Source organism: Streptomyces sp. NPDC040622 (assembly GCF_055593965.1).
Genome location: NZ_JBVIXD010000003.1, coordinates 117,474 through 142,153, shown reverse-complemented (window position 1 = coordinate 142,153; position 24,680 = coordinate 117,474). Strand labels below are relative to the sequence as shown.

Annotated in this window: 20 protein-coding genes, 1 tRNA gene and 1 pseudogene; 11 read left to right on the top strand and 11 right to left on the bottom strand. The window is 69.9% G+C overall.

The window, feature by feature from the left end:
- Positions 1-49: 49 nt before the first annotated feature.
- From ACZ592_RS09010 to serS, 7 genes are all read right to left on the bottom strand, one after another.
- Positions 50-505: a hypothetical protein gene (locus ACZ592_RS09010; protein WP_471580853.1), complete on the bottom strand. Its 456-nt coding sequence runs from the start codon at positions 503-505 to the stop codon at positions 50-52.
- Positions 506-594: 89 nt separating this feature from the next.
- Complete coding sequence (locus ACZ592_RS09005) at positions 595-1,158, bottom strand: SPDY domain-containing protein (protein ID WP_471580852.1); 564 nt, start codon at positions 1,156-1,158, stop codon at positions 595-597.
- 393 nt (positions 1,159-1,551) lie between these two features.
- A complete protein-coding gene (locus ACZ592_RS09000) occupies positions 1,552-2,190 on the bottom strand; it encodes a Cap15 family cyclic dinucleotide receptor domain-containing protein (RefSeq protein ID WP_471580851.1) in 639 nt (212 codons plus the stop codon).
- Positions 2,191-2,192: 2 nt separating this feature from the next.
- Entirely contained in the window at positions 2,193-3,098 is a 906-nt protein-coding gene (locus ACZ592_RS08995; RefSeq protein WP_471580850.1) for a nucleotidyltransferase domain-containing protein, read from the bottom strand.
- Between the two features lie 64 nt (positions 3,099-3,162).
- On the bottom strand, positions 3,163-4,101 hold the full coding sequence (locus tag ACZ592_RS08990) for a hypothetical protein (RefSeq protein ID WP_471580849.1): 939 nt from the start codon (positions 4,099-4,101) through the stop codon (positions 3,163-3,165).
- A gap of 50 nt (positions 4,102-4,151) precedes the next feature.
- On the bottom strand, positions 4,152-5,174 hold the full coding sequence (locus tag ACZ592_RS08985) for a glycosyltransferase (RefSeq protein ID WP_471580848.1): 1,023 nt from the start codon (positions 5,172-5,174) through the stop codon (positions 4,152-4,154).
- Positions 5,175-6,410, bottom strand: coding sequence for a serine--tRNA ligase (serS, locus tag ACZ592_RS08980; RefSeq protein WP_471580847.1), 1,236 nt, complete (start codon positions 6,408-6,410; stop codon positions 5,175-5,177).
- 118 nt (positions 6,411-6,528) lie between these two features.
- On the opposite strand from serS, the gene ACZ592_RS08975 reads away from it, so the two are divergent.
- The 4 genes from ACZ592_RS08975 to ACZ592_RS08960 all read left to right on the top strand — a co-directional run bounded on the left by ACZ592_RS08975 (position 6,529) and on the right by ACZ592_RS08960 (position 9,918).
- The gene (locus ACZ592_RS08975) at positions 6,529-7,029 is read left to right on the top strand and encodes an NUDIX domain-containing protein (protein ID WP_471580846.1); all 501 of its coding nucleotides are present in this window, start codon (positions 6,529-6,531) and stop codon (positions 7,027-7,029) included.
- A gap of 82 nt (positions 7,030-7,111) precedes the next feature.
- A tRNA-Met gene (locus tag ACZ592_RS08970) sits at positions 7,112-7,185 on the top strand.
- Positions 7,186-7,351: 166 nt separating this feature from the next.
- Positions 7,352-8,950, top strand: coding sequence for an HsdM family class I SAM-dependent methyltransferase (locus ACZ592_RS08965; protein WP_471580845.1), 1,599 nt, complete (start codon positions 7,352-7,354; stop codon positions 8,948-8,950).
- Positions 8,951-8,955: 5 nt separating this feature from the next.
- Positions 8,956-9,918: a restriction endonuclease subunit S domain-containing protein gene (locus tag ACZ592_RS08960; protein WP_471580844.1), complete on the top strand. Its 963-nt coding sequence runs from the start codon at positions 8,956-8,958 to the stop codon at positions 9,916-9,918.
- Positions 9,919-10,571: 653 nt separating this feature from the next.
- Here the strand turns inward: ACZ592_RS08960 and ACZ592_RS08955 are convergent.
- A complete protein-coding gene (locus tag ACZ592_RS08955) occupies positions 10,572-12,527 on the bottom strand; it encodes a serine/threonine-protein kinase (protein ID WP_471580843.1) in 1,956 nt (651 codons plus the stop codon).
- A gap of 165 nt (positions 12,528-12,692) precedes the next feature.
- On the opposite strand from ACZ592_RS08955, the pseudogene ACZ592_RS08950 reads away from it, so the two are divergent.
- From ACZ592_RS08950 to ACZ592_RS08940, 3 genes and pseudogenes are all read left to right on the top strand, one after another.
- Positions 12,693-13,220, top strand: a pseudogene (locus tag ACZ592_RS08950) (TetR/AcrR family transcriptional regulator); the annotation flags it as partial.
- Between the two features lie 270 nt (positions 13,221-13,490).
- Entirely contained in the window at positions 13,491-14,069 is a 579-nt protein-coding gene (locus ACZ592_RS08945) for a cupin domain-containing protein (RefSeq protein ID WP_471580842.1), read from the top strand.
- The gene (locus tag ACZ592_RS08940) at positions 14,062-14,838 is read left to right on the top strand and encodes an SDR family NAD(P)-dependent oxidoreductase (protein ID WP_471580841.1); all 777 of its coding nucleotides are present in this window, start codon (positions 14,062-14,064) and stop codon (positions 14,836-14,838) included. The genes ACZ592_RS08945 and ACZ592_RS08940 overlap by 8 nt, the downstream gene beginning before the upstream one ends.
- 93 nt (positions 14,839-14,931) lie before the next feature.
- Here ACZ592_RS08940 and ACZ592_RS08935 read toward each other — a convergent pair whose 3' ends face one another.
- Complete coding sequence (locus ACZ592_RS08935) at positions 14,932-15,834, bottom strand: alpha/beta fold hydrolase (protein ID WP_471580840.1); 903 nt, start codon at positions 15,832-15,834, stop codon at positions 14,932-14,934.
- 113 nt (positions 15,835-15,947) lie between these two features.
- Here ACZ592_RS08935 and ACZ592_RS08930 point away from each other — a divergent pair, with 113 nt between their 5' ends.
- Positions 15,948-17,396 (top strand): aminotransferase-like domain-containing protein, encoded by a 1,449-nt coding sequence (locus tag ACZ592_RS08930; RefSeq protein ID WP_471580839.1) that lies wholly within the window; start codon positions 15,948-15,950, stop codon positions 17,394-17,396.
- Positions 17,397-17,994: 598 nt separating this feature from the next.
- Here ACZ592_RS08930 and ACZ592_RS08925 read toward each other — a convergent pair.
- Both ACZ592_RS08925 and ACZ592_RS08920 read right to left on the bottom strand, forming a co-directional pair.
- A complete protein-coding gene (locus ACZ592_RS08925) occupies positions 17,995-18,705 on the bottom strand; it encodes a response regulator (protein WP_471581399.1) in 711 nt (236 codons plus the stop codon).
- Between the two features lie 33 nt (positions 18,706-18,738).
- Positions 18,739-20,502, bottom strand: coding sequence for a histidine kinase (locus ACZ592_RS08920; protein ID WP_471580838.1), 1,764 nt, complete (start codon positions 20,500-20,502; stop codon positions 18,739-18,741).
- A 328-nt stretch (positions 20,503-20,830) separates the two neighbouring features.
- On the opposite strand from ACZ592_RS08920, the gene ACZ592_RS08915 reads away from it, so the two are divergent.
- The 3 genes from ACZ592_RS08915 to ACZ592_RS08905 all read left to right on the top strand — a co-directional run bounded on the left by ACZ592_RS08915 (position 20,831) and on the right by ACZ592_RS08905 (position 24,486).
- A complete protein-coding gene (locus ACZ592_RS08915) occupies positions 20,831-21,316 on the top strand; it encodes a hypothetical protein (RefSeq protein WP_471580837.1) in 486 nt (161 codons plus the stop codon).
- A gap of 205 nt (positions 21,317-21,521) precedes the next feature.
- Positions 21,522-22,301: a response regulator transcription factor gene (locus ACZ592_RS08910; protein WP_471580836.1), complete on the top strand. Its 780-nt coding sequence runs from the start codon at positions 21,522-21,524 to the stop codon at positions 22,299-22,301.
- Positions 22,291-24,486, top strand: a complete 2,196-nt coding sequence (locus ACZ592_RS08905; RefSeq protein ID WP_471580835.1) for a sensor histidine kinase — start codon at positions 22,291-22,293, stop codon at positions 24,484-24,486. The genes ACZ592_RS08910 and ACZ592_RS08905 overlap by 11 nt, the downstream gene beginning before the upstream one ends.
- The last annotated feature ends 194 nt before the right edge of the window (positions 24,487-24,680 follow it).

Genomic DNA, 24,680 nt, shown 5'->3' with positions numbered 1-24,680 from the left:
GCTCCAGACACCGGTGATGCGAAGGGGCGTGGGAAGGGGTTCCGCGAGGTCAGTGGCCGAGGTGGCGCAGACCGTCTTCGAGGATGGGGTGGAAGCGGTCGACCGGGCCGGAGTTGCGGTTGTACCAGGCGGTGTCGAGGCGAGGCTCTTGCGTCTCGTGTCCGTCCGGGCAGCGGAGCCACACTGAGTCGTCGCGCATGTTGAACACGATCCAGTTCCGGTACGCACCACAGTGGCACGCATGGACCTCGCCGTCGATGACGAGCGGCAGGTCCCAGCGCATCATGAACCCGGAGACGTCCTGGCGGCATGGCGCCCGGAAGTCCGGCGGAAGGAAGTCGGGCATGTGCGCCTCGGGGGCCGATCCATCTGGCACCGGCGCCTGGGCCGCGGTGCGGACGGTGTCGAATGGCGAGGGCTCGTGGGCCAGCATCTGCAGGAGAGCGAACCCCTCGCGCTGGGCTTCGCGGAACTCACGGTCGGCACGGGCACGTCGTCGGAACATGCAGTCTCCATCTCTGTCAGCGGGCAGGTGAAAGGGCGTACAGAACGGTGGGGTGGCCAGCGGCGCAACCGCTGCTCGCGCCAGCGGCATCAGATGTGACGCACGACGCTGAGCCGCTCCTCGGCGCCCGTTGGCAGGGTGCGGCGGGGTAGAGGGGCAGGAGAGGCGAGTGCGGAGGCGAACGCCGCGACCAGCTGGTGAGGGACGCTCGCGCTAAAGGTGGCGCACCAGAGATACGGGGCGCCGAGAACGGGATCCGCCCACATCTGCCAGCCCAGTAGGTCCGGGCGCGGATCGGAGTCCCGGACGAGTGGCGGCTGTAGTTCCAGGGAGACCGTGCACGAGAACCCGGGGTCCGAGATGGTGGTGTGGGGTCGGTCCACGTCGCGGACCCAGCCCTGGGCGCCGAGCGCGGAGACGACCGTATCGGGCTCCTCGAGGCCGACTCCGAGCGCCTCGCACGAGTCGATCGCAACGACGAGGTCGGTGACCGCCTCGTAGGGGACACCGCGGGTGAAGTACGCGTTCCACTCCGGCATGGTCGAGTCGGCATGCCGGCGGACACTCAACTGCCAAGCCACAGGCAGACCGACAAGCTCGAACGGGTAGCTTGAGAGGATCCACTCGGCGCCACACAACTCGTCCGGGCTCACGTACAGCAGCGTGTTCCGGGCCGTCGGCCACATGCGCCAGCCGAGGTCGGTCAGGGCGTCGCCAACTCGCTCGGCGAGGACGTCGTCATCACCAGCGAGGTGGCGTCGGGCGACCCAATACAGCGGTTCGGGTATGTCGGGGTGGGAGTGATCGTCGGGGTGATGCGGATACAGGCGCGCCTCCGTGGGCTCGGGATCTTCCGGCAGGGCGTTGTAGGTTCACATGCCGTGTGGCAGCGCACCAGTAGTTCTGCGGTCTTTCCTGTCTGCCCCCGGCGAACTGGTGAGACTCGGACAGCTGCCTTGAAGGTCCCCGACCAGGAATTGGGTTGGAAGAGGGTTCACCCGTATCGGGCGGCACCAGAGACGTCGGCTTTCTCAGTGGCGGGGCAGTCAGCTGGTTGTGTGCTCTGGGTCCGCTGCCTGTGTTTCGGCGAACGTGCCGTAGCCGATGGAGCGATTGAGCAGAGTGAAGTCCATGTCGCCGGCGGTGAATCGACTGGTGTAGTAGTGCCCGGTTGCGGTCTGGGGATTCAGACCAGTGACGGAGATGTGGCAGGCGCCCTCATGGCGCGGGCTGCGGTGTTGGTGCTCCACGCGGGGAGTGTTGTCGTACAGGAACCCGATTTCGGCGGTGCCGGACTTCTGGGGGGAACTGACGGTGGCGTTGTTTGAGTGAGAGGCGCTCTCCTTGGTGCGGAGCGTGGCGTGCAGGCTCCAGAAGTTCTGCTCGATCGTCATGTACGTGATGATCGGGCCCCGGTTTCCGCCCTTCGGTATATGACTGTCGGGGCTGGGGGACAGGATTACGCGCCAGGTGCCGGTGACCCAAGGTCGGCCTGTGAAACGGTGGATGCCGGGCCAGTGCCAGGCCCACTTGTCAAAGATGATCACCCCGTACCCGACAGCAGTCGGGATGTAGGCGAACAGGTACCGGAACTGCGATGGGTACAGGCCGAGTACGAGGAGGAGAACTGTGTACAGAGTGGCGGCGATGGCGGCTCCCGTACGGATGCTGGTGGCCGTAGCCATCGTCAGCTCCCATAACCGAGGTAGTACCAGGCTCCTTCGATGAGTTCGCGCGCGTCTTTCTCGGTCCACTTCTGACCTTCACCGAAGACCTTCTTGATCCCGTTCGGCTCCACCATGCGCTCGGAACCGAACCAAGCCCCCGTGAGTTGCTGGTAGACGTCTTCCAGGCTCGCTCGAACCGCGTCGTCGAAGTCGCCAGTGTGGAAGACGTGATTCTGCACGTTGTAGATCAAGCACTCGGAGAAGTACGACGGCAGGGCCTTGATGACGCCATCGGCGGCGAGGTCGTTCTCCACGTTCTTCAGGACACGCACCACGAACTTGTACCGCAGGTTGGTGTTGTTGTTCTTCAGGCGGCCGTTGGCTAGCTGGAGCTCCGGCCAGTTGATGGTCCGCTTGCCATTGCGGCCGTAGACCACGCTCCCCACGTACTGGCCTCCGGGCGCCGAGAAGTCGTACTTCACCCACTTGAAGCACGGCACCACGTCGATGCTGGGACGGCTGCCAACGACCTCCGGCACGTAGAACGCGATGTTGTGATCTGGGTCCACCCATCCGAAGCGTTTCGTGAGAACGGCATAGACCTCGTTGCGGAGCCTGGTTCTGGTCCAGGTCCCTGCGTCGGCTTGTTCGCTGGCCCACCAAGGCGTGGCGCTGTCGGTATGAACGGGATCGTTCAGCTTCACCATGATGTCCACGTCGCTGTCGCCGCGGACGTTGGTCTTGTTGGGGTAGGACCCCTTCGCCGCGACCGTGATGTCGAGGCCCCGGAACACTCCGTGCCGGTCGACCGCCTCTTTCACCATGCGCTCGGCCCGCTCCAGCCGAAGTTGCTCGGAAGGACCCGGCGGGCTCTTCCACTTGCTGATCAGAGCGAGCCGCTGCGTGACCGTCAGCTGTCGTGCCATGAACCACTCTCCACCTTCAGCCTTGTGTCGGGGACAGCGTAGAGGTGAGGGCCGACAAATCGACCTACGGAAGAGCCTCGTCCTCGATGGTGCGAGCGACCTCTGGCCACGGAACGCGCGGAGGGCTGAACAGCGACCAATAGTCGTACGTGTACCGGACGAAGGCGCTCACACCGAGGCGTATGTCGTCCGGGACGATGGTGCCTACGACGCGACGGGTGATTCCGCCGGCGCCCCGGGCCGCCGGGGCGATCCCGAAGCCCAGGAGAAGCGTGGCAGTGCGGATGGCGTCCAGCGTCGCCGATGGTGCCGTGTGGGCGAATCGGCCGTAGATCAGGTCGCACCAGCGAGCCTGGGCGCGCGCCCACGCCAGGCGCTCCAAGCCCGTTCCGAGGTCCACCGCCAGGCGATCAGGGTGTTCGGTGTGCCACAGGAGGACGATGTCTCCGAGGGTGAGGTTCCGGTGGGCGAAGCGGAGCGTGATGCCTTCGACCTGCCTCCGCCGCCACGGTCGCAACGATCCGTAGATCCGCAAGTGATGGGCGTGAAAACCGAGTTGGGAGAGCGTGGTCACCCAGCCGTCCAGGACGGTGCCGTACTCGTCCAGGTTGTTCACGCGCTGAACGCGGGAGATGTTGACGAAGGAGGTGAGGAACCCGTCTTTCAGGAGGCCCGTGGCATCGCGCTGGCCGGTGAAGCGGACGACCGGTTGGGCGAGGAAGCCGCTTCGGTAGGTGTGGGGCCTGCCGTCCTTGAGGAGGGGGTCGAGGGCTTGTACCGCGGAGATGGTCAGTTCCGTCTCCCTGCCCCAGCGGAGGGGCAGGGCAGTGTCGCGAGCGGCTCCGTCACTCGCGAAGGAGGTCTCCAGGCTGTCGAGCAGCTCCCGCCACGAGGGGCTTCTACGTGGTGGTCTGTAGGGAGTGTCCCGGTGCGGGTGCCGAATTTCGATGCGGTCGGCGGTGGTCGTGAACTCCCAGTGCGGACCTAACTTCGCGCGGAGCACGGCCGGTATCTGTCGGGCCAGCGTGTCCCCGGCCGAGTTAACTGATCGGGTCAGCACGGCGGTGCCGCCATCGCGGTGAAGTGCCGGGCCGGGTCGAAGCGTTGGAGGCCGATCTCCTGGACCTGCCGGTGATCCAGGCTCCCCGCCTGCTCGATGGCGTGTGCCAGTTGGTGGGCGGCTGCCTCGTCGTCCACCTCGGGGTCGGCCACGGCGATCGTGCCGGTCTCGTCGCACAGGGCCGCTTCGGCGCAGGTGCCAGTGCGCCAGGTGAGCGCGGCCATGGGCGTGCCGGCGCGGAGGGATTCTCCGAAGACAGCGGCCCCGGCCTCCACGTAGGTGCGGGCGTACGTGTAGACGAAGACGGAGGCGTCGCGGATGGCGGCGGTCTTGGCGGGGCCGCCGAGTTCGCCGACCCACTCGACGTGGTCCGCGTTGAGGAGCCGAGCGTGGCTGCGTACGTACTCCTCGTCGAAGACCGGGCCGACGATCCGTATCCGGCGGCCGAGTAACTGGGCGGCGCGGGCTGCCAGATGGGGCGCCTTCTCCGCATCGACGCGGCCGAGCCACACAAGGTCGCGCTCGGCGACGGCGGGCGGCTCCTCTTCGTCGAGGCCGAGGTGTACGGCCAGTTCCTGGATGGGCTCGCAGCTGGCGTACCGCTCGATCATCTCGGGCGAGTAGCAGTAGAGGCGGGACCGCTTGCCGTCGAAGGCGGCGTCGGTGTGCTGGAAGACCGGGGAGTGCTGGAACGTGGCGACGTCGCAGTCCAGCTCGCTCCACGTGCGGGTCCACGCGGGCAGCGAGGGGTATTCGTGGCCCACGACCAGGAGGTCGTAGCCGTTGGCGCGGAGCTCGCGTTCGGCGAGCGATCCGGCGGTGATGTCCTCCAGGCGGACCGGCTTACGGACCCAGTCGTGTTCCAGGTCCGCGAGCCAGCCCGGCCCGAGGAGGTGTACGTCGGCGCCTGCGGTTCGGGCGCCTACGGCGACCGCCCACAGCCATCGTTCGATTCCGCCGTAACCGGCGGGTGGAAAGGCGTAGCTACCGGGGAAGTCGCAGACGCCGACGAGCACTTATGCCTCCGGTGTTCCGTCCGCCGAGATCCGGCGGAAGCCGAGGTACGGGAAGAGGGATTCGGGGAGGACGAGCGAGCCGTCCTGCTGCTGGCACTGTTCGAGGAGTGCGGCCAGGGTGCGGCCGACGGGCAGGCCGGAGCCGTTGAGGGTGGCGACGAGCTTGGGCTTGCCGTCCTCGCCGCGGGTGCGGATGTTGGCGCGGCGGGCCTGGAAGGTGCCGAAGTTGGAGATCGAGGAGATCTCCCGGTAGGTGTTCTGGCTCGGGATCCAGACCTCGATGTCGTACGTGAGCTGGGCGGAGAAGCCGGTGTCGCCGGCGGCCAGCTTGACCACGCGGTAGGCGAGGCCGAGCTCCTTCAGGCATGCCTCGGCGTGGCCGACCATCGTCTCCAGCTCGGCGTCCGCGGTCTCCGGGGCGACGATCTTGACCATCTCGACCTTGGAGAACTGGTGCTGGCGGATCAGGCCGCGGGTGTCGCGCCCGTATGAGCCCGCCTCGTAGCGGAAGCACGGGGTGTGCGCCGTGAGGGCCAGGGGCAACTCGGCGGGCGGGATGATCTCGTCGGAGTAGAGATTGGTCAGCGGGACCTCGGCCGTCGGGATGAGGAACAGGTCGCGATCGGCGGCGCCGGTCTTGAACAGGTCCTCCTCGAACTTGGGCAGCTGACCGGTGCCGGTCATCGTCTTGCGGGTCACCAGGTACGGGACACCGTGCTCGACGTAGCCGTGGCGGCGCGTGTGGATGTCGAGGAAGAGCGTGGCCAGCGCGCGCTCCAGGGCGGCGCCAGCGCCGCGGGAGACCGCGAAGCGCGAGCCGGACAGCTTCGTGGCGCGGGCAAAGTCGAGGATGCCGGTGGCCTCGCCCAGGTCGACGTGGTCCTTCGGCTCGAACGAGAACGCCGGCGGGTTGCCGACGCGTCGGATCTCGACCGCGAACTCCTCGGAGTCGCCGTCCGGGGTCTCGTCGTCGGGGAGATTCGGGATGGTCAGCAGGAGCTCGGTGAGCTCCTCCTGGACCTTCTCCTGCGCGGCCTCGATGTCGCGGATCTGGTCCTTCAGCTCGCGGGCGCGCTCCTTCAGCTTGGAGATGTCCCCACCCTGCTTGGCCGTCTGCTGGACCTCGCTCGCCACCCGCTTGGACTCCGCCCGCAGCTCGTCGGCCGAGCGGATGCTCTGGTTGCGCCGGGACTGGAGCTGGACGCCGAGCGCGCCGCACCCGAACAGGTGCGCCACCACTACCTGAGCCGCGAACTGGTCATCGGCTGGATCCGCGGCACCCGAGGCCGCCCGTCCCAGCCGGTGGCCGACCTGGCCCGCAGGCTCGGCGTGGTCGGCGGTTAGAGTCCGTCCTGTGACCGAGAACGAGCACGAAGCGAAGATGGCCCACCCGCGCATGGCCGCTGGCGCGCTCTTCTTCGACGACGCCGACAGGGTCCTGCTCGTCGAGCCGTCGTACAAGGACTACCGGGATATCCCCGGCGGGTACGTCGAGGCTGGGGAGTCACCCCTTCAAGCCTGCGTCCGCGAGGTCCAGGAGGAGCTTGGCATCAAGCCCGAGATCGGCCGGCTGCTCGTCGTGGACTGGGCGCCGAACCCGGGGGAGGGCGACAAGGTGCTCTACCTCTTCGACGGGGGCCGCCTCACCCCAGATCAGTGCCGGCACATCGAGCTCCAGCCCGATGAGCTCAGCAGCTACGACTTCTACGACGCTCAGCAACTGCCGGAACTCACCATTCCTCGCCTCGTCCGCCGAGTCGCTGTTGGTATCCAGGCCCGCGCCAGCGGGGTGACCGCCTATCTGGAGCATGGAAGGGCGCCGGAACCAGCAGGGGAGCCAAGATCGGGAAAGTAAAAGATCAGCGCCACTCCCCAGGCCGAAGGCTCCCAGAGGTGGACAACGTCGGTGCCAGCATGGCGTATGGTTGAGATACCGACGCGGGGTGGAGCAGCTCGGTAGCTCGCTGGGCTCATAACCCAGAGGTCGCAGGTTCAAATCCTGTCCCCGCTACGAGTGCGATGTCTCAGGACATCATGGACGGCCGAACCTGATAGTTGCAGGTTCGGCCGTCCGTCTGTCGTATGAGTGGATGGGAACCTGCTCAGGGCCCCGTTACCCGAGGTGCTGCTCGCGCTAGGCGCCGGTGATTTGAGACAAGCGGCTAAGGTTGTGTGCTGTGACGGATGACTCTTCGCGTACCCTCAGTGGCCCCGAGCACCAGCAGGTGCGGATGCCGGTGCTTAAGAGCCTCATGGAGGCAGGTTGGGATCTGGGTCAGCTGCAGTGGAAGCCTGAATGGCGCGTACCACAGGCGCCCCACGACGCCGCGAAGCGCGAGGACGGGAAATCCTTCGCTGGGTGGCCTGTTGATCTGGCCATTTTTGACGATGTGCGGAATGCAGGTAATTGGGAGCACCTCCTAGTCATCTGTGAATTCAAGCAGCCGACGATTGACGCTGGCATTTCGCAGCTTGAGATCTACCTGACTCGTGAGCCGCGCGCGCGGATGGGCTATTGGACCAACGGTTCCGATAACGTCAGAGTCTATAAGCTGGCCGACGGTCGTTTTCAGCATGTTCGAAACCGCGGCCTGCCGCAGCCCGGGGAAGGGTTTACGCGCCCCTCCGAGAAGCCGTTGACATTCAGCGACTTGGTTACACCTAAGAGCGGGCAACTGCGGTCGATCTTTAGCCGCCTACTGGATGTGGTGGTCGCGAGAGACAGTCGATCGACTCGTTCGGAAGCGCAACTAAACGAACTTTGTAATATCCTGCTGCTCAAGCTGGAGTCAGACTCAAACGCATCGTATGACCACAGCAAGCCAGTCGCTTTCCAGCTCTCTCAGGGCGGTGAAGCCGCTACGGCTAAGGCGATGCGAGCGCAGTTCGATGCTCTTAAGAATTTCCGACCGGAAGTGTTTGCTGAGCATCGCGAAGGCGCCCTGGAACTGGATGATCACACCATTCAGGAGGCTGTGTACGAGCTTTCCAGCTTGAACCTGAATGATGTGGGCGCCGAAGCGATCTCTTCCGCCTTCCAGGTATTTCGCAGGGCGAACCTGAAGGCAGGTGAAGGGCAGTACTTCACCCCGCAGCGCGTAATTGCTGCTGCCGTGAAGATGATGGATATTCGCCTGGAAGACAGGATTATCGACCCGGCATGTGGAACGGGCGGCTTTCTCACCGAAGCGTTCCTTTCGCTGGTCGATCGAATCCCTGCGGGCGACTCTGCCGCTGCAGCAAGAACCTGGGCGCACCGGAACGTCTATGGAGTAGACAAAGACTCCATTAACGTCAAGCTCACTCGGGCGATCATGGTGGGTATCGGCGACGGATCTGTCAACGTGCACATTGGTGACTCGATAAGGGGTGACAGGTGGGCGAAGGACTACCCTCAGCTTGAGCGTCCGCTTAGTGATGGTTCGTTCACGGTGGTGATCACGAATCCGCCTTTCGGTAAGAACCTAAAGGTCAGCAAGGTCGATGCGCGTCGTAACGATTACAGCATCGCTGCCGCAGCCAATCGAAAGCCGGGTGAGTACGCAGATCTCGAAATTGGCCTCGTCTTTCTTGAGCGATCGTACAGGCTCCTGATGAAGGGGGGCAGGCTCGGCATTATTCTGCCGGAAACGTACTTTTTCTCGCCTACGTATAAATGGCTGCCAGAATGGCTGAGCGACCGGTTCACCTTGCGAGGCGTCCTTAATATCCCCATGGAAGCATTTCAAGGGTTCTGCAGGGCAAAGACCAACTTCTACGTCTTTGAGAAGAAGTGATTTCCATGGTGCATAAGCCGGCTTGGTTCCGTGAAGGTCAGATTTTCGTCTCCTATGCCCCGACGGTGGGGATCAACAAGGACGGCGAGGAGCTGTTCGTCGTTGCTGCCGATACTGGAACTCGAACAGATGTAATCGACGATCAGATCGCAGCAGATGTCGCCACTCTGGTGGATGAGTTTGGTACGACGGAAACAAGTCGCTGGGTGGACGAGGGAGAATTCACTGAGCAGCTGACTGCCGTTCCGAACTACTTTGATGAACGTTCAGTGCGTGAATTCTTTGCACTCATGGACACGCCTGCGATGGCTGATTTCACGAGCGCTTCTATCGAAGAATTGATTGACCATGGAGTGCTGGTCTCGATGCATGGGCATGGGAGCCCATCGGCAGACTTTCGAACCGGGCATGTCCCATACATTAAAGTATCGGATATCCGCGCCGGCCAGGTGAATATCAACCCGACGAATCGCGTGCCGGATGTGGTCGCCGAGCGATTTTGGAAAGGGGCTGAATCTGGACTCGAAGAGTATGACCTGATCACTCCGATCCGGACCAGCAAGAATATCGGCGATTTTGCGGTAATCATGCCAGGGCAAGAGAGGGTCGTGCTGACCAAGGAGGTACTGGTGCTGCGCGCCTCAGAGTCCGCCTCCTTCGATAACTTCTATCTCTTGTGGGCGATGACGCTGAAAGCCGTGCGCCGCCAGTGGGATCGCGTCGTCTTCATGCAGACCAACCGTGAAGATGTCGGTCGGCGATATAGGGAGATCCGCATCCCGGTACCTCGGAGCCGGGAGGCAGCGGACGAGGTCTCGAAGGCGTTCCGGGACTACTACCTGGGGACGCAGCGGCTGCGAGAGAACCTGGTGGCCTACCTGGCAAACGACGACAAGCATCACATCTTTATGTCGAGCGTGGCTGCGGCCGTGGAAGATCTTGAAAATGAGGCTGACGACGTCGAGTGACGGCTGGGTAGTCTCATGATTGCTTGCGTGGCTAGGCGCTTTTCTGCGTGAGCGATGCGTGAGCGGACGGACCAGCACCCGTTGGATCGAGTGTCACGCCGCCGAGCCCGACAAGTCGCTGACCAGGCAAAACCGGACTGAGCATGATCACGGATCATCCGCCGTCACGATCTTGCAAGCCCTCGTAACGCGTAGGTCTCGGGTTCGAATCCCGAAGGCGGCTCCTCTGGAACCCCAGTTCAGACTTTTCTGAGCTGGGGTTTTCTCGTTCAGCGGGTTCGCCGACGTTGTTGTGCACGAGGTGCTCGGGCCGGTGGCGCAGCAGTCTTCGATGCGTCGCAGCGCGTCCTGGACGCTGGAACGGGAGGGTCATGCACCTTCCGGACAGCCTTCGTCTCGATGACGGGCAGCTGATCTTTCCCGACTCGGTGTGTGTCCTTCATGTGAGTGACGCGGGCGAGATGCTGCTCTGGCAGCTCAGTTGGCTGCGGAAGTGGACCAGCGCGACTTCGTGGCCATAGCTGAGATCCGGGTCCACGGGTACGAGTACGACACCCGGATCGTTGAGTCCTTCCTCTTTCCTCGGCGCTAGCCAAGCGAGGGGCGCGGCGGGGGGCGAGGCCCTGTGCGGCGCCGGCGTGGCCTTCCGTCCGTCACCGTGCCCAGCGCTGTGACGCCTTCCCGGACTGGCAGGTCGAGGCCGACACCCCGCCGCCGTAGGCGAGGTCGAGGCAGCCGCCGTTCGCGGTGCTCTTGAGGGTGCCGCCAGAGCCCCAGCGCCACAGGCGGGCGCTGCCCTGGGTGCAGTCGCCGACGAAGACGGCCTGGCCGAGCATGTTGGCGACCAGGCAGGAGCCGGACCGCTTGTTGACCACCTTGAAGCTGTTGTTCTCCGCGCCCACGGTCTTCCACGAGGCGCTCGGGTCGCCGCAGCTTCCGTCGTCGGCGGAACCGTAGACCTGGGTCAGACAGGCGTCGTTGTCGGCGTTCTTCAGACGGAAGGGGCCCGAGGACCCCGACGGCGGGGAGTCCGGTGAGTCCGGCGAGTCACCGGAGCCGCCGCCGGGCGAGCCAGAGCCCGAGCCAGAACTTGAACCCGAGGAACCTGCCCCGGACGAGCTCCCGGACGAGCCGGATCCGGAGCCGGACCCCGCGCCGGACGAGTCGCCGCCGTCCTTGGAACCGTCCTCGGAGCCGTCCTTCCCGGCGGACCCGCCGGACGGTCGCTCGTCCCCGCCCTTGCCGTCGTCCCCGTCCCCGCCCTTCTCCTTGGACTTCTCGTCGTCCTTGGGCTTCTCCGACTTCTTCGACCCGGGCTTCGCCGAGCCGTCCGCGTCGCCCGGTCCCGCCGGGTCCGCCGATCCCGTGACCGCGGCGGACGGTGTCGAGCCCGCCGCGCTGTCCGAGTCGGTGACGTACGGCAGGTTCTGCAGGGCGAGGGTCGTCCCCGCGGCGACCACCACGACCGGCACGACGGCCATCAGGATGCGTGTGCGCCGCCGTTCGCGCCGCGGCGGCCGGGAGCGGGCATCCGCGTCGGCGTCGGCTTCGGCGTCGGGCGTGGTCTCGGGGACAGGGACAGGGACAGGGGCAGCGGCGGGTGCAGGGACGGGTGCGGGGGCCGGGTCTGCCGCGGTTTCGGGCAGGGGTGGCTCCGGGGTCCGCGCGGCGAACGCGGCTCGTGCCGCGAGGAGTTCCGTGACCGGGGCGGCCCAGACGGATGCGGTCGGCGGCCCGTGACGGTCGGCGAGGGCCACCAATTCGGGTGCGGTCGGGCGGCCTTCCGGGTCCTTGTCCAGGCAGGTCGCGACCAGGTCGGCCAGTTCGGTGTCGAGCGCGCGCAGCGGTGCGAGGTCGGGCTCGTCGTGCACGATCCGGTAGAGCGGGCTGCCGTCGCCCGGGAAGGGCCAGCGGCCGCTCGCCGCGTAGCCGACGAGCAGACCGAGCGCGAACAGGTCGGACGCGCTCGTCAACTGCCGCTTTCCCGAGGCCTGTTCGGGCGACATGTACGCGGGTGTGCCGACGACGAGACCCGTCTGCGTCAGCTGGCTCTGCTCGGCGGCGCGGGCGATGCCGAAGTCGATGAGGGTGACGCCGTCGAGGGTCAGCATGACGTTCGACGGCTTGAGGTCCCGGTGCACCATGTCGAGGTCGTGCACCGCGGTCAGGCCTGCCGCGACCTCGCGCAGCAGCAGCCACAGGGCGTCGCCGGACAGCGCGCCGCCGTGCTGCTCGACGGCCTCGGACAGGGTGATGCCGGGGACGTATCCGGTGGCGAACCACGGCGGTTCGGCGGTGCGGTCGCTGGCGAGGAGCGGTGCGGTCGCCCCGGCGGGCAACCGCCCGAGGTTGTCCATCTCCTGGCCGAAGCGGCGCAGGAACCCCCGGTCCTCGGCGACGACGGACGCCAGCATCTGCTTGACGGCGGCGTACCGTCCGTCGACGACGCCGAGGTACACCCGTCCCATGCCGCCGGCGCCCAGCCGGCCCACCAGCGGGATCGTCCCGATCCGCCGGGGGTCCTGGTCGCGCAGCGGCTCGGCGCCGCTGCCCGTCAGATCGAACCCGGCTGCCCCGCTCGTCCCGCCCGTACCGCCTGCCCCGTTCACGTTCTCCCCGTTCACCGGCCCCCCGTGGCCGGACCCGCACAGTCTGGACCATCGAGCGATGAGAGGAGAAGATCTTTCTAGAAATGTATTCAACTTCCCTGGATACGCCGGTGGTTACGATGGGTGTCGAGCAGCGGTCACGATGAAGTCCGGGCAACGGTCGCGATGAGTCCCAAGCAACAACGAGGCGAGGAAACCGCCGAGCGCCTCCTCGCCGCCGCGCTGCGCGTGTACGCCGAATCCGGCGAGCAGGGCGTCACCGTCGGCGCCCTCGGCAAGGCCAGCGGTGTCAGCCTCGGCAGCCTCTACCACCACTTCGGCAGCGTCGACGGCCTCATGAACGCGCTGCTGCTGCGCTGGCTGGGGCGGCTGCTCGACGCTCTGGGCGCGGCCGTGGCGCGCACCCGCACCGCCCGGTCCGGCATCCGCGCCCTCGTACGGGCCTATCTGGCCTTCGTCGAGGAGCACCCGGACGCCTCCCGCCTCCTGCACTCCTCCTATGCCGACCGGCTCGGGATGGCGCAGGCCAGGGCGGTGCGCGACGCCCAGGAGGCCCAGCTCTCGCCGCTGGCCGCGTGGGTGCGCCTGCACACCGCCTCGGGCGAACTCGCCCCGCTCCCCGAACCCCTGGTCGAGGCGCTGGTCATGGGGCCCGTCGTCGCGACCGCGCGCCGCTGGCTCTCCGGCGTCGACGATGCCGGTGGTGTCGGTGGTGTCGGTGGTTCTGGTGGTTCCGGTGGTTCCGGTGGTTCCGGTGGTTCCGGTGGCGCCGGTGGCGCCGGTGGCGCCGAGGACACCGGTGGTGCCGACCGTGTCGATCTGGCCGAGGCCGCGCGGGTCCTGCCGGAGCGGATCTGGCGCTCGCTGGCACCTTGACCGCATCTCGGTGATGCGTGAGACGCACGGGGAGACACGTGGCGAGGTGCGTGGTTACGACGCGTGCGGTCCGGGGAGCGATCGACCATGGTCGAAACTGCTGAAGAAGTGGCCGCGCGGCACGGCCTGCTGCCGCTGCCGGTGGAGGGCGGGCTGTACCGCCGCACCTGGGCCGGGCCGCCGGACGCCGTCGGGCGCCCCGCCGGGTCGGCGATCGTCGTGCTCCTGACCACCGAGCCCGGTGACTTCTCCGCCCTGCACCGGCTGCCCATCGACGAGGTCTGGCACTTCTACGAGGGGGACGCGCTGGAACTGCTCCTCCTCGCGCCCGACGGCACGGACCGGGTGGCGGTGCTCGGCCCCGGCGGAGGCCAGGTGCAGGTGGTGGTCCCGGCGGGGACGTGGATGGGTGCGCGGGTCGCGGCCGGCGGCGGCCACGGATGGGCGCTCTTCGGGACGACCATGGCGCCCGGGTTCCTTCCCGAGGACTACGAGGGCGGGGACCCGGACGAGTTGGGCGTGCGGTATCCGGGGCGGGCGGGGCTGATCCGCGAACTGTGCAGGACCGGGGAGCCCTTGCGGATGGCAGGGGCCGGTGCGGGGCCAGGGACGTCCGGGGAGCCCTCGTCGGACGTGGAGATCGGGGAGGACGGCGCCGATGCGTGACGAGACACTGCCTCAGCTGACCGGACGCGTCGCGCTGGTCACCGGCGCGAGCGGCGGCATCGGCGCCGGGATCGCCTGGCGATTCGCCCAGGCGGGGGCGGCGGTCGTCGTCCACCACCGCAGCGGCGGGGCGCGGGCCGGGGAACTGGTGGGCCGGATCGTGGCGGCGGGCGGTGACGCCGTCGCCGTGGCGGCGGACCTGACGCGCGAGGAGGAGTGCCACCGGCTCGTGGCGGAGGCGCACGCCTGGCGCGGGCGCCTGGACGCGCTGGTCAACAGCGCGGGGATCCAGCCGGTGCAGGAGCTCGACGGCATGACGGCCGCGGACTGGCGGCAGGTGTCGGAGGCGAACGTGACGAGCGCGTTCTGCTGCACGCAGGCCGCTGCCGAGGTCATGGGCGGCCAGGAGGGCGGCGGCACAGTCACGCACATCGCGTCCATCGAGGGCTCGGGCCCCGCCCCCGGCCATGCGCACTACAGCGCGTCCAAGGCCGCACTGATCATGTTCGCCCGCTCGGCGGCGCTGGAGTACGGCCCGCGGGGCATCCGCGTCAACAGCGTCTCGCCCGGCCTGATCGACCGGCCCGGTCTCGCCGAGGACTGGCCCGACGGCGTGGCGCGGTGGGGCAGGGCGGCGCCGCTCGGGCGGCTCGGGCGGCCGGAGGACATCGGCGGCGCGTGCGTGTTCCTCGCCTCGGACGCGGCGTCCTGGATCACCGGGACGGACCTCGTCGTGGACGGCGGGGTGGGGGCGCGGCCCACCTGGTAGGCCGCCGGGGCGGGGCGAGGGTGGGGCGGTGTGTGGGATGGGGTGGGGTGGAGTTGGGTGGCTGGCTGACGGTGGTCGGCGCGGCCGGTGGCTTCAGGGGAGGCGGGCCAGCCAGGTGCGGAGCGCCGCGTTGAACGCGTCGGGGCGTTCCAGGTTCGGCATGTGGGCCGCCGACTCCACGACGTGCAAGGCGGCGTCGGGGAGCGCGGCGTGCATGGCCTCGGCGTCGGCGACCGGCGTGTACGTGTCGTCGCGGCCCACGACGACCAGGGACGGGACGTCGGCGCGGGTCAACAGATCCTGGTAGTCGGGGCGTTCGGCCCGCCCGCGCAGGGCGGCGGCGGCTCCCTCGGGCGGCGCGGCCAGCATCATCCGGTGGACGTACGCGGACGCCTCCGTGTTGGCCGGCGCCACCATCTTGTCCCGCACCTCGTCCGCGTACCCCTTCATGCCCTCGGTGAGGAGCCGGTCGGCGAGGGCGTTGCGGAAGACCTTGCCCTCCGGGGTCTCGGCGGCAGGGAAGGTGTCGGCGAGGAGCAGTCCCGTGATGCGTTCCGGGAACAGGCGGTAGCACTCCATCGCGAGCTGACCGCCCATGGAGAGACCGCCGAGCGCGAACTGCCTTACGCCCAGGTGGTCCAGGAGTGCGGCGACGTCCTCTGCGAAGGTGGCGAAGGGGGTGGTGCCGGGCACGACGGTGGACTCGCCGTAGCCGCGCAGGTCCGGGGTGATGACGCGGTGGGTCGCGGCGAGGGCGGCACGCTGCGGGGCCCACATGGAGCGGTCGAAGGGGTGGCCGTGGAGGAGGACGAGGGTGCGCTTCGCGCGGCCGTCCTCGCGGGCGGGCTCTTCCCGGCTGCTCACCTCGCGGCCGGGCTCTTCCCGGCTGCTCGCCTCCCGGCTGCTCTCCTCGCGTCCGGTGTCGGTGCGGCCGATGTCGTCGCGCCCGGTGTCGTCGTAACCGATGGAGATGCCGTTGACCTGTGCGGTTGCCATGAAAGGAGGCTAGGCGCGGCCCACGTCGCGGTGCAATAGGATCTTTGCTCTCGGTGCAATGTGCGTGGCGGGCGAGAGCCCGTGCGGCGGGATCGGTGGGGAGAGGCGGGGCGATGGCGCGGCGGGACGAGTACCGGAGGGTCGCCGACGACGTGGCCCGCGAGATCGAGACCGGGGTGCTGCGCCCCGGCCAACAACTGCCCCCGCAGCGGCTGTTCGCCCGGCGCAGACGCATCGCCAACTCCACGGCCATCCGCGTGTACGGGGAGCTCGCGCGGCGGGGACTGGTCGTCGGGGAGGTGGGGCGCGGCACGTTCGTGCGGGCCGCCGCGCCGCATCCGGGGGGCGCCGCCCTCACGGAAGGCCCGCCCGGCCCGTCCGGCCCGTCCGGATCATCGGGGTCGTCGGGGTGGTCGGGGTCGCCGGGGTCGTCGGGTCCGGACCTCGTCAACCTCGAACTCAACTACCCCGTGGTCGAAGGGCAGTCCGAGCTCCTGGGCCGGTCGCTCACTCCGCTCCTGCGGCCCGATGTACTGCTGGCGGCGACCCGGACCGCCGCGCCCGACGGCTCCCCGCAGGCGCGGGAGGCCGCCGCCTCCGTCCTCGCCCGGAGCGGCTGGCGGCCGGAGCCGGAACGGGTGCTGTTCGCCGGGAATGGTCGCCAGGCCATCGCCGCCGCGCTCTCCGCGTTCGCCCGCCCCGGCAGTCGCGTCGGCGTCGAGGAGGTGACGTACCCGCTGGTCAAGGCCATCGCGGGGCAACTCGGGATCCTGCTCGTGCCGATCGCGGTGGACGGGGAGGGCATGCGGCCCGAGGCGCTCGCCGACGCCCACCGGCGCGCGCCCCTCAGCGCCGTCTACGTACAGCCGACCCTGCACAATCCGCTGTCCGTCACGGCGGGGGAGGAGCGGCGGGCGGAACTGGCCCGTGTGATGCGGGAGTTGAATGCTCCCGTCATCGAGGACAGCACGTGGGCGTTCCTCGCCGAGGACGCGCCCGCGCCGCTCGCCGCCCTGCTCCCGGAGCGCGTCGTCCTGGTCGACAGCCTCTCCAAGCGGCTCGCGCCGGGCCTGACCGTCGGCATGCTCGCCGTCCCGCCCGTCCACGCGGACGCCCTTGCGCACGGCCTGCGGTCGGGGGCGTGGACGGCGCCGGCGTTCAACCTGGAGGCGGCCGTACGGTGGGTCGCCGACGGAGCCGTGCAGCGGCTGGTCGAGGCCAAGCGCGCGGACGCGGGCGCGCGGCAGCGGATCGTGCGGGAACGGTTGATCGAGTCGGGCGTACGCGGCCGGTTCCGCGCCGATCTCCGTTCCTTCTTCTGCTGGTGGGAGCTACCGTCGCCGTGGCGCGCGGAGGCCTTCGTCGCGGCGGCGGCCGAACGCGGCATCGCCGTCACCCCGGGCTCCGCCTTCGCCACCGGCGCACACGCCGCGCCGGACGCGGTACGGATCGGCATCGCGTCACCGCCACCGGACGTGCTCGCGGGGGCGCTGGAGACGCTTGCGGGGATGGTGGGGCAGGGGCAGGGGCAGGGGCTGGGGTTGGGTCAGGGGCGGTGGTAGGGGGCCCGGCCGGGTAGGGCGGGGCGAGTGGGGAGTTGGGGGCGCGCCGTGTGGCGCAGGCGGGGCGGGCGGCGCGGTGGGCGGGAAGGCCGGTGGTCCGGTGGTCCGGTGATGCGGTGGTTGGGAGGGTCGGCTTCCGGCGGTCCGGTCGGCCGGCGGTTCGGTGATGCGGCGGTCGGGAAGGTCGGCCTCCGGCGGTCCGGCCGGCCGGCGGTTCGGTGAAGCAGCGGTCGGGAGGGTCGGCCTTCGGTGGTTCGGTGAAGCAGTGGTCGGGAGGGTCGGCCTTCGGTGGTTCGGTGAAGCAGTGGTCGGGAGGGTCGGCCTTCGGTGGTTCGGTGAAGCAGTGGTCGGGAAGGTCAGCCTTCGGTGGTTCGGTGAAGCGGCGGTCGGGAGGGTCGGCCTCCGGCGGTCCGGTGAAGCAGTGGTCGGGAGGGTCGGCCTCCGGCGGTCCGGTGAAGCAGTGGTCGGGAAGGTCAGCCTCCGGCGGTACGGCGCTTCGGTGACGCGGTGGTCGGGAAGGCCGGCGGTTCGGTGATGCGGTGGCGGGGTGGGTGGAGGCTCGGTGGGCCGGTGCCCGGCAGGGGTCAGCGCCCGCTCCTCAGGACGCCAGGCCCGCCTGGTGGGCCAGGAGGGCCGCCTGGACGCGGCTGTCGCTGTCCGTCTTGTCGAGCACCGCGGCCACGTGCGTCTTGACCGTGCCCACGCCGATGCCGAGCCGCAGCCCGATCTCCAGGTTCGGCAGGCCCGCGCCGAGCATGGCGAGGACCTCGCGCTCGCGGCCGGTGAGGGAGGCCAGGCGGCTGTCCGGGGAAGGGGCCGCGGACGAGGAGGCGGCGGCCGGGTCGCCGCCCTGGAGCATCCGCTTGATGACCGTCCCCGTCACGCCGGGCGAGAGCACCGCGTCGCCGGACGCCGCCGCCCGCACGGCGCGGATCAGCTCGTCGGGGCCCTCATCCTTGAGGAGGAAGCCGCCCGCGCCGGCCCGCAGGGCGCGCGTCACGTTCTCCTCGTCGCCGAAGGTGGTGAGCATGACGACCTGCGGCGCCGGGTCCAGGGCGGTCAGCGGGCCGATCGCCGCGAGCCCGTCGAGCACCGGCATGCGGATGTCGACGAGGGCGACGTCGGGGTGGAGCTCGGTGGCGAGGGTGACCGCCTCTGCGCCGTTCACCGCCTCGCCGACGACTTCGATGCCCTCGGCGTGCTGGAGGATCATGCGGACGCCGTGCCGGATCATCTCCTCGTCGTCGGCGAGCAGGACACGGATGGTGGAGCCGGCCGGGGCGGGCCGTCCCGGCGGTGTCGGGGGCATCGGCGGCGTCGGCGGCGTCGTCATGTGTTGCTCCTACGGTCTGGCCAGCGGCACGGTGAAGTGGTCGATGGACGTCAGAACATCATCCCTGAAACAGTATCGAGTTACCGCAAAACGGGCGGCTTCTCTCCCGTCGTCGCGCCCGTCGTCGCCCCCATCGCCCTCGTCGTCCCCATCGCCCCCGCCGTGGGTCCCGTCGCCGATCCCACCGTCCGTGGACGGGTAGAGGCAGCTCGTCGTCCCCGCGGGGCGGGCAGGGCCGCGTCCGGCCGCCGCGGCCCGCACCGCCGCGCTGTCCGGCGGCACCGAACGCTCCACCTCCGCCTTCGACATGCCGACGCGCACTTCCTGGCGCTCCGCCAGGTCCGGACCCGGCCGGGCCTCGCTCACCAGACCGAGCCCGAGGCCGAGCAGCAGGGCGATGCCGCCCATCCCGAGCAGCGTGGTGAGCACCCCCGCGATGCGCCCCTGCAGACCGCCGACCGCGCTCTCCTCGGCCGTGGTGTCCGGGAGCGGCGGCCCGGGGAGGTCCGGCTCGTCCGGCGGGGCCGCGGCGCCGGCCGCCGTCCGGTCCGCCGGGATCGACGCCGTCACGGCGAAGCCGCCGCCGGGCTCCGCGCCCGCATCGAACGTGCCGCCGAGCAGCGCCACCCGCTCCCGCAGCCCGACCAGGCCGCGTCCGGTGCCGAGTCCGGTCGTCGCCGATGGCGGTGCGGGCGGCGGTGCGTTGCGTACGACGATCTCCACCCCGGCCTCGGTGTGCGTGACGGTCACGGCGACCGGGGCCCCCGTCGCGTACCGGTGCACGTTCGTCAGTGACTCCCGTACGACCCGGTGGACCGCCCTGCGCACCGAGGGGCCGTCCGCCGCGCCCAGGTCCGGGCCCTGCCAGGTGAGGGTCACGGGGATGCCGACGCCCCGCGACTCCGCCGCGAGGGCCTCGATGTCGGGGCGGGTGCCGGTCGCGTCGGTGAGGGCGTTCGTGCCGGTGTCGCGCCCCAGCGGGCCGAGTACGCCGAGGACTTCGCGGAGTTCGTTCATCGCGTCCCGGGTCGCCTTGCGCAGCATCGTCGCCTCGCCGCGCAGCGCGGGGGCCTGCTGGGAGAGGGCCAGTTCGAGGCCGCCCGCGTGCAGGGAGATCAGGCTGAGCCGGTGGCCCACCAGGTCGTGCATCTCGGCGGCGATCCGTGAACGCTCGTGGATGCGGGACTCGCTGTCGGCGAGGCGGCGCGCCTGCTCGGCCGCGGCGGTACGTTCCCGCAGCGCCCGCACCAGGCGGTCCTGCTGCCCGGCCGCGGTGCCGACCAGGCCGGGCACGACGACGGTCACGGCCGCGAGCATCGCCCCGAGCGCAAGCCCGTACTGCCAGCTGCCCACGGCGAGGGGACGCGCGGTCGCCGTCGCCACGAGCATCGTCAGGGCGGCCGCGGTGAGCAGCACGGCGACCCGGCGCCGGGGCTCGGCCAGCTGCCGTGCCGCCGGGTACACGGCCACCGCGACGAGCAGCCCGGTGGCCGGCATCGCCCCCGCGAGCCCGGCCAGCGCGAGCAGGCTCCCGACCGGGAAGCGTCGCCGGACCACGAGCGCGGCCAGCACGAGGACGCCGTAACCGATCTTCGCGGGGCGCGGCAGCTGGGTGACGGCGCTGGTGGTGCCCGAGTACGCGAGGACGAGCAGGGCGCCGCCGGCCAGCGCCTCCAGGACGGCGCGGACCAGGTCCCGGGTCGTGTACGGCCCCGGGGCGAAGGGGGAGCTGCGCGAGGTCGCTGGGTGGGCCGACTGGGCGGGGTGGGGCATAACGTCAAGTATTGGACAGATGGTGCGGTGCTCCGCGTACATCTTGAGTCGGATGCGCGGTGCGACCTCTGTCTTTGGGCAGAGGCGGATGTTCGTCCCCGGGCCGTACGGAATCGGGCGCGGCGGCCCGAAGACTGGACGTATGCCGCTGATCAGATCGTCCGGACCGTCCGAGCAGTCCAAGCCGTCCGAGCAGTCCAAGTCGTCCGAGCAGTCCAAGCCGCCCGCCTCGCCCGCCTCGTCTTCATCGCCCACCCCGTCTTCATCGCCTGTCTCGTCTTCCTCTCCCGGGTCGTCCAGGGGGTTCGGGAAGCGGACCGGTGCGGTCGTGTTCACTGCTGTGGGGTGCCTGGCGGCCGCCGGTGCCGTGGCCGTCGCGGCGCCCGCGCTCAAGGACAGTTCGCTGATGCCGGACGCCGTCAGCGAGCACGTCTTCAAGGAGAAGACGAAGGCCTTCGCCACGGCGGCGGACGCGCCCACCAAGGGTGACCTGGCCTTCGTGCTGCCCTCGTGGATCCCCGCGGACGCCAGGAACGTCAAGGTGAAGGTGAAGACGACCGGCGACGCGAAGCTGATCCGCTTCACGCGCGGGCCGTCCACCGAGGAGAGGGGCGCGGTCTGCGCGCCGGGCGCACCCCGGGTCGGCGAACCGGAGCTGGACGCGCCGTGGTGGCCGGACCGGACGCCGCGCACCTCCCGTACGGAGTGCGGGGACCACTTCCAGTACCGGGTCGCGACCCAGGGGGACACGGTCTACGCCTGGACCAACGGGGACGTCTCCCCGGCCAACGGAGGCGGCTTCTCAAAGAAGTGACGCGTCTCCTCAAAGAAGTGCCGCGTCTTCCCAATGAAGCGACACGTCTTCGGAGGCCACCCGCGAGGTCATCCGGGAGGCCTCTCGGGAGGCCCGCCGGGAGGGCCGGCCAGTGTGGCCGCCACTTATGAGGATCCTGTCAGGACACTGTCCGGATCCCGTCCGCCTCTCATGATCGGGACGGGCCGTGCCTATCCTCAACGCCATGTGCGCTTTTGTCCTGGTCGCGGAGGACGACGAGAAACAGGCCGAGTTGGTCCGCCGCTACCTGGAGCGCGAGGGCCACGCGGTCGCCGTCGTCCACGACGGTGCCGCCGCCCTGGCCGAGGTGCGGCGCAGGACGCCCGACCTGCTCATCCTCGACGTGATGATGCCGGGCACCGACGGCCTTGAGGTCACCCGGCGCCTGCGGGACGGGGGCGGGCCGCCGGAGCTGACCCGGCTGCCGGTCCTGATGCTGACCGCCCGCACCACCGAGGACGACCTGCTCGCGGGGCTCGACCAGGGCGCGGACGACTACCTCACCAAGCCGTACAGCCCGCGCGAGCTGATGGCCCGGGTGCGGACGCTGCTGCGCCGCGCGGGCGGCTTCCACCCGCCGCTGCCCGACGCCGACCGGCGGATCCTGCGCGTCGGCGGCCTCGTCGTCGATCCGCTGCGGCACGAGGTGACGGTCGAGGGGCGGCACATCGACTGCACGCCGGGCGAGTTCGACCTGCTGACGGTGCTCGCGGAGGAGCCGGACCGGGTCTTCACCCGCCCCCAGCTGCTCGACCGCATCCACGGCTCGTCCGGTTACATATCCGCCCGCACGGTCGACGTCCACATCCTCAACCTCCGCAAGAAGATCGAGTGCGACCCTCGCCGCCCGGACCGCCTGGTGACGGTCTTCGGGGTGGGGTACAAGCTGACGGGGGCGGGGCCCGCCGGTGCGGTGACGGCGCGGTCGGACGTGAGTGGGGCGGCGGCGCGGCGTGGCGCGTGACATTCCGCTCCGGAAGAGCCTGCTGGCCCGGCTGCTCGCCGTGTCCGTCGTCGTCTCCATCGGGTCCATCGCCGCGACCACCTGGCTCGCCGCGCAGACCACGACCGGGGCGCTGCGGCAGGAGCAGGGCCAGGTCCTCGCCGACGACGCGCACATCTACGACAAGCTCCTCGGCATCGGCGCGAGCGCTCCGGAGTGGCGGGGCGCCGACGAGGCCGTCCGTGAACTGTCCCGTCGTACCGGCCGCCGCGTAGCCCTCACCACCCAGGACCGCAAGGTCATCGCGGACTCGTCGGCCCCTCCGAAGCGCGGCCCGTCGAAGGACTCCGGCAAGTCGGACGAGGGACAAGGCGACGGACAAGGCGACGGCCGAGGCGACGGGCAGGCGGGCACCGGCCAGTCTGGCGACGGGCAGTCAGGCAAGGGCACGTCGGACAAGGAGAGGTCGGCGCAGGGCGGGGCGGAGCGGAAAGGGGCGGAGCACAAGGGGGCTGAGCACGGGGCGGAGCACAAGGGGGCTGAGCACAAGGGGGCGGAGAAGGACGGCGCCGCGAACGGCGACACCCGGCGCACCGGGCTGCCCCCGACCGCCTCCGCCGTCCTCGACCCCCTCGCCGTCGACTCGACGCTCGCGCCGGGCCGTACGGAAGGGGGCGCGGGGGACGGGAGCGCGACCGCCGACCGCATCGACCCGCGTGCGGTCGGTCCCTACCGCCTCACCGAAACGGAACGCAAGCAGCTCAGGCGGGCCGCCGACCGCCGGGCGGCCTGTCTGGCGAAGCTCGGCATGACCCCCGAGGTCGTCATCAACCCCGGTGGGCGCCCGACCGTGCGGGTCGACCACGACCCCGCCGACTTCCTGCAGTCCCAGTGCCGCATCCCCGTGCTCGACATGCCGAGCGACACCGAGCACAAGGCCCTCATGAAGCTCAACTCCCTCGCCGACGCCTGCCTGAAGCGGCACGGCCTCGATCCCGTCCCGGTCGGCCTCGACCTGGACGGACGGTCGGGACCGAGGCCCGTCGGCGCCGCCGTCCCGACGTACCCGCCCGTGGAGCCGAGCCGCGAGGCCCCGGGGCTGCCCGGCGGATCCGGGGCGATCGGTCCCGGCGCCACCACCGACGCCACCGCGTCCTGCGTCGACACCGCGCGCCGCGAACAACTCGGCCCCTACGTCTCCTCGCCCGCCCTGCTCTTCATCACCAGCTCCGACGGCACCCGGAGCACGCCGGGCTTCAGCCTCTCCCGGGCCAACACCGTGCGCCTGGCCGGGCTCGCCGCCGCCGTCCTCGCCGTCACCGTCGCCATCACGGCGCTCGCCGCGACCCGCCTCACCCGGCCGCTGCGCGCGCTCACCACCGCGACGCGGCGCATGAAGGCGGGCGAGACGAGTGAACCGGTGCCGGAGCGGGCCACCCGTTCGGCGGGCGAGATCAGCCAACTCGCCGCCGCCTTCAACGACATGGCGGCCCACCGCAAGGCCCTGGAGGAACAGCGCAAGGCCATGGTCAGCGATGTGGCGCACGAGCTGCGCACCCCGCTGTCCAACATCCGCGGCTGGCTCGAGGCGGCGGAGGACGGCGTCGTCGACACCGACCCCGAACTGGTCACCTCGCTCCTCGAAGAGGCCCTGCTGCTCCAGCACATCGTCGACGACCTGCAGGACCTGGCGGCCGCCGACGCCGGCACGCTGCGGCTGCACCGCGATCCCGTGCGCGCCGCCGAGATCGCCGAGCAGGTGGCGGCGGCACACCAGGCGCGCGCGGACGCGGCCGGGGTGAGGCTCAGGGCGACGGTGTACGGCGACCCGTGGATCACGGCCGATCCGCTGCGGCTGCGCCAGGCGATCGGCAACCTCGTCTCCAACGCCGTCCGCCACACCCCCGAGGGCGGCAGCGTCCGCATCAGCTGCCGCACCACGGCCGACGCGGTCCTCGTCGAGGTCGCCGACACCGGCACCGGCATCGCGCCCGCCGACCTGCCGCACGTCTTCGACCGCTTCTGGCGCGCCGACAAGTCACGGACCCGTGCGACGGGCGGCAGCGGACTGGGCCTGTCGATCGTGCGGAAACTGGTGGAGGCGCACGACGGCACGGTGACGGCGGAGAGCGTGCCGGGGAAGGGGTCGCTGTTCACGGTGCGGCTGCCGGTGGAGTCGGAACGGGAGCGCGTCGGGCAGTCCTGATCCGGCGGTGAGGCCTGGGCCGGGGCCTTGGGTCGGGGCCGGGGCCGGGGCCGGGGCCTGGGCCTGAGCTTGGGCTTGGGACTGAGGCCTGGGCCTGGGCTTGGGCCTGGGCCTTGGGCAGGGCGAAAGCCCCGGTCGGTCACCTCCGCCGACCGGGGCTCTCTCTGCCCCCGGATCTGGCCGCGGCGGCCACA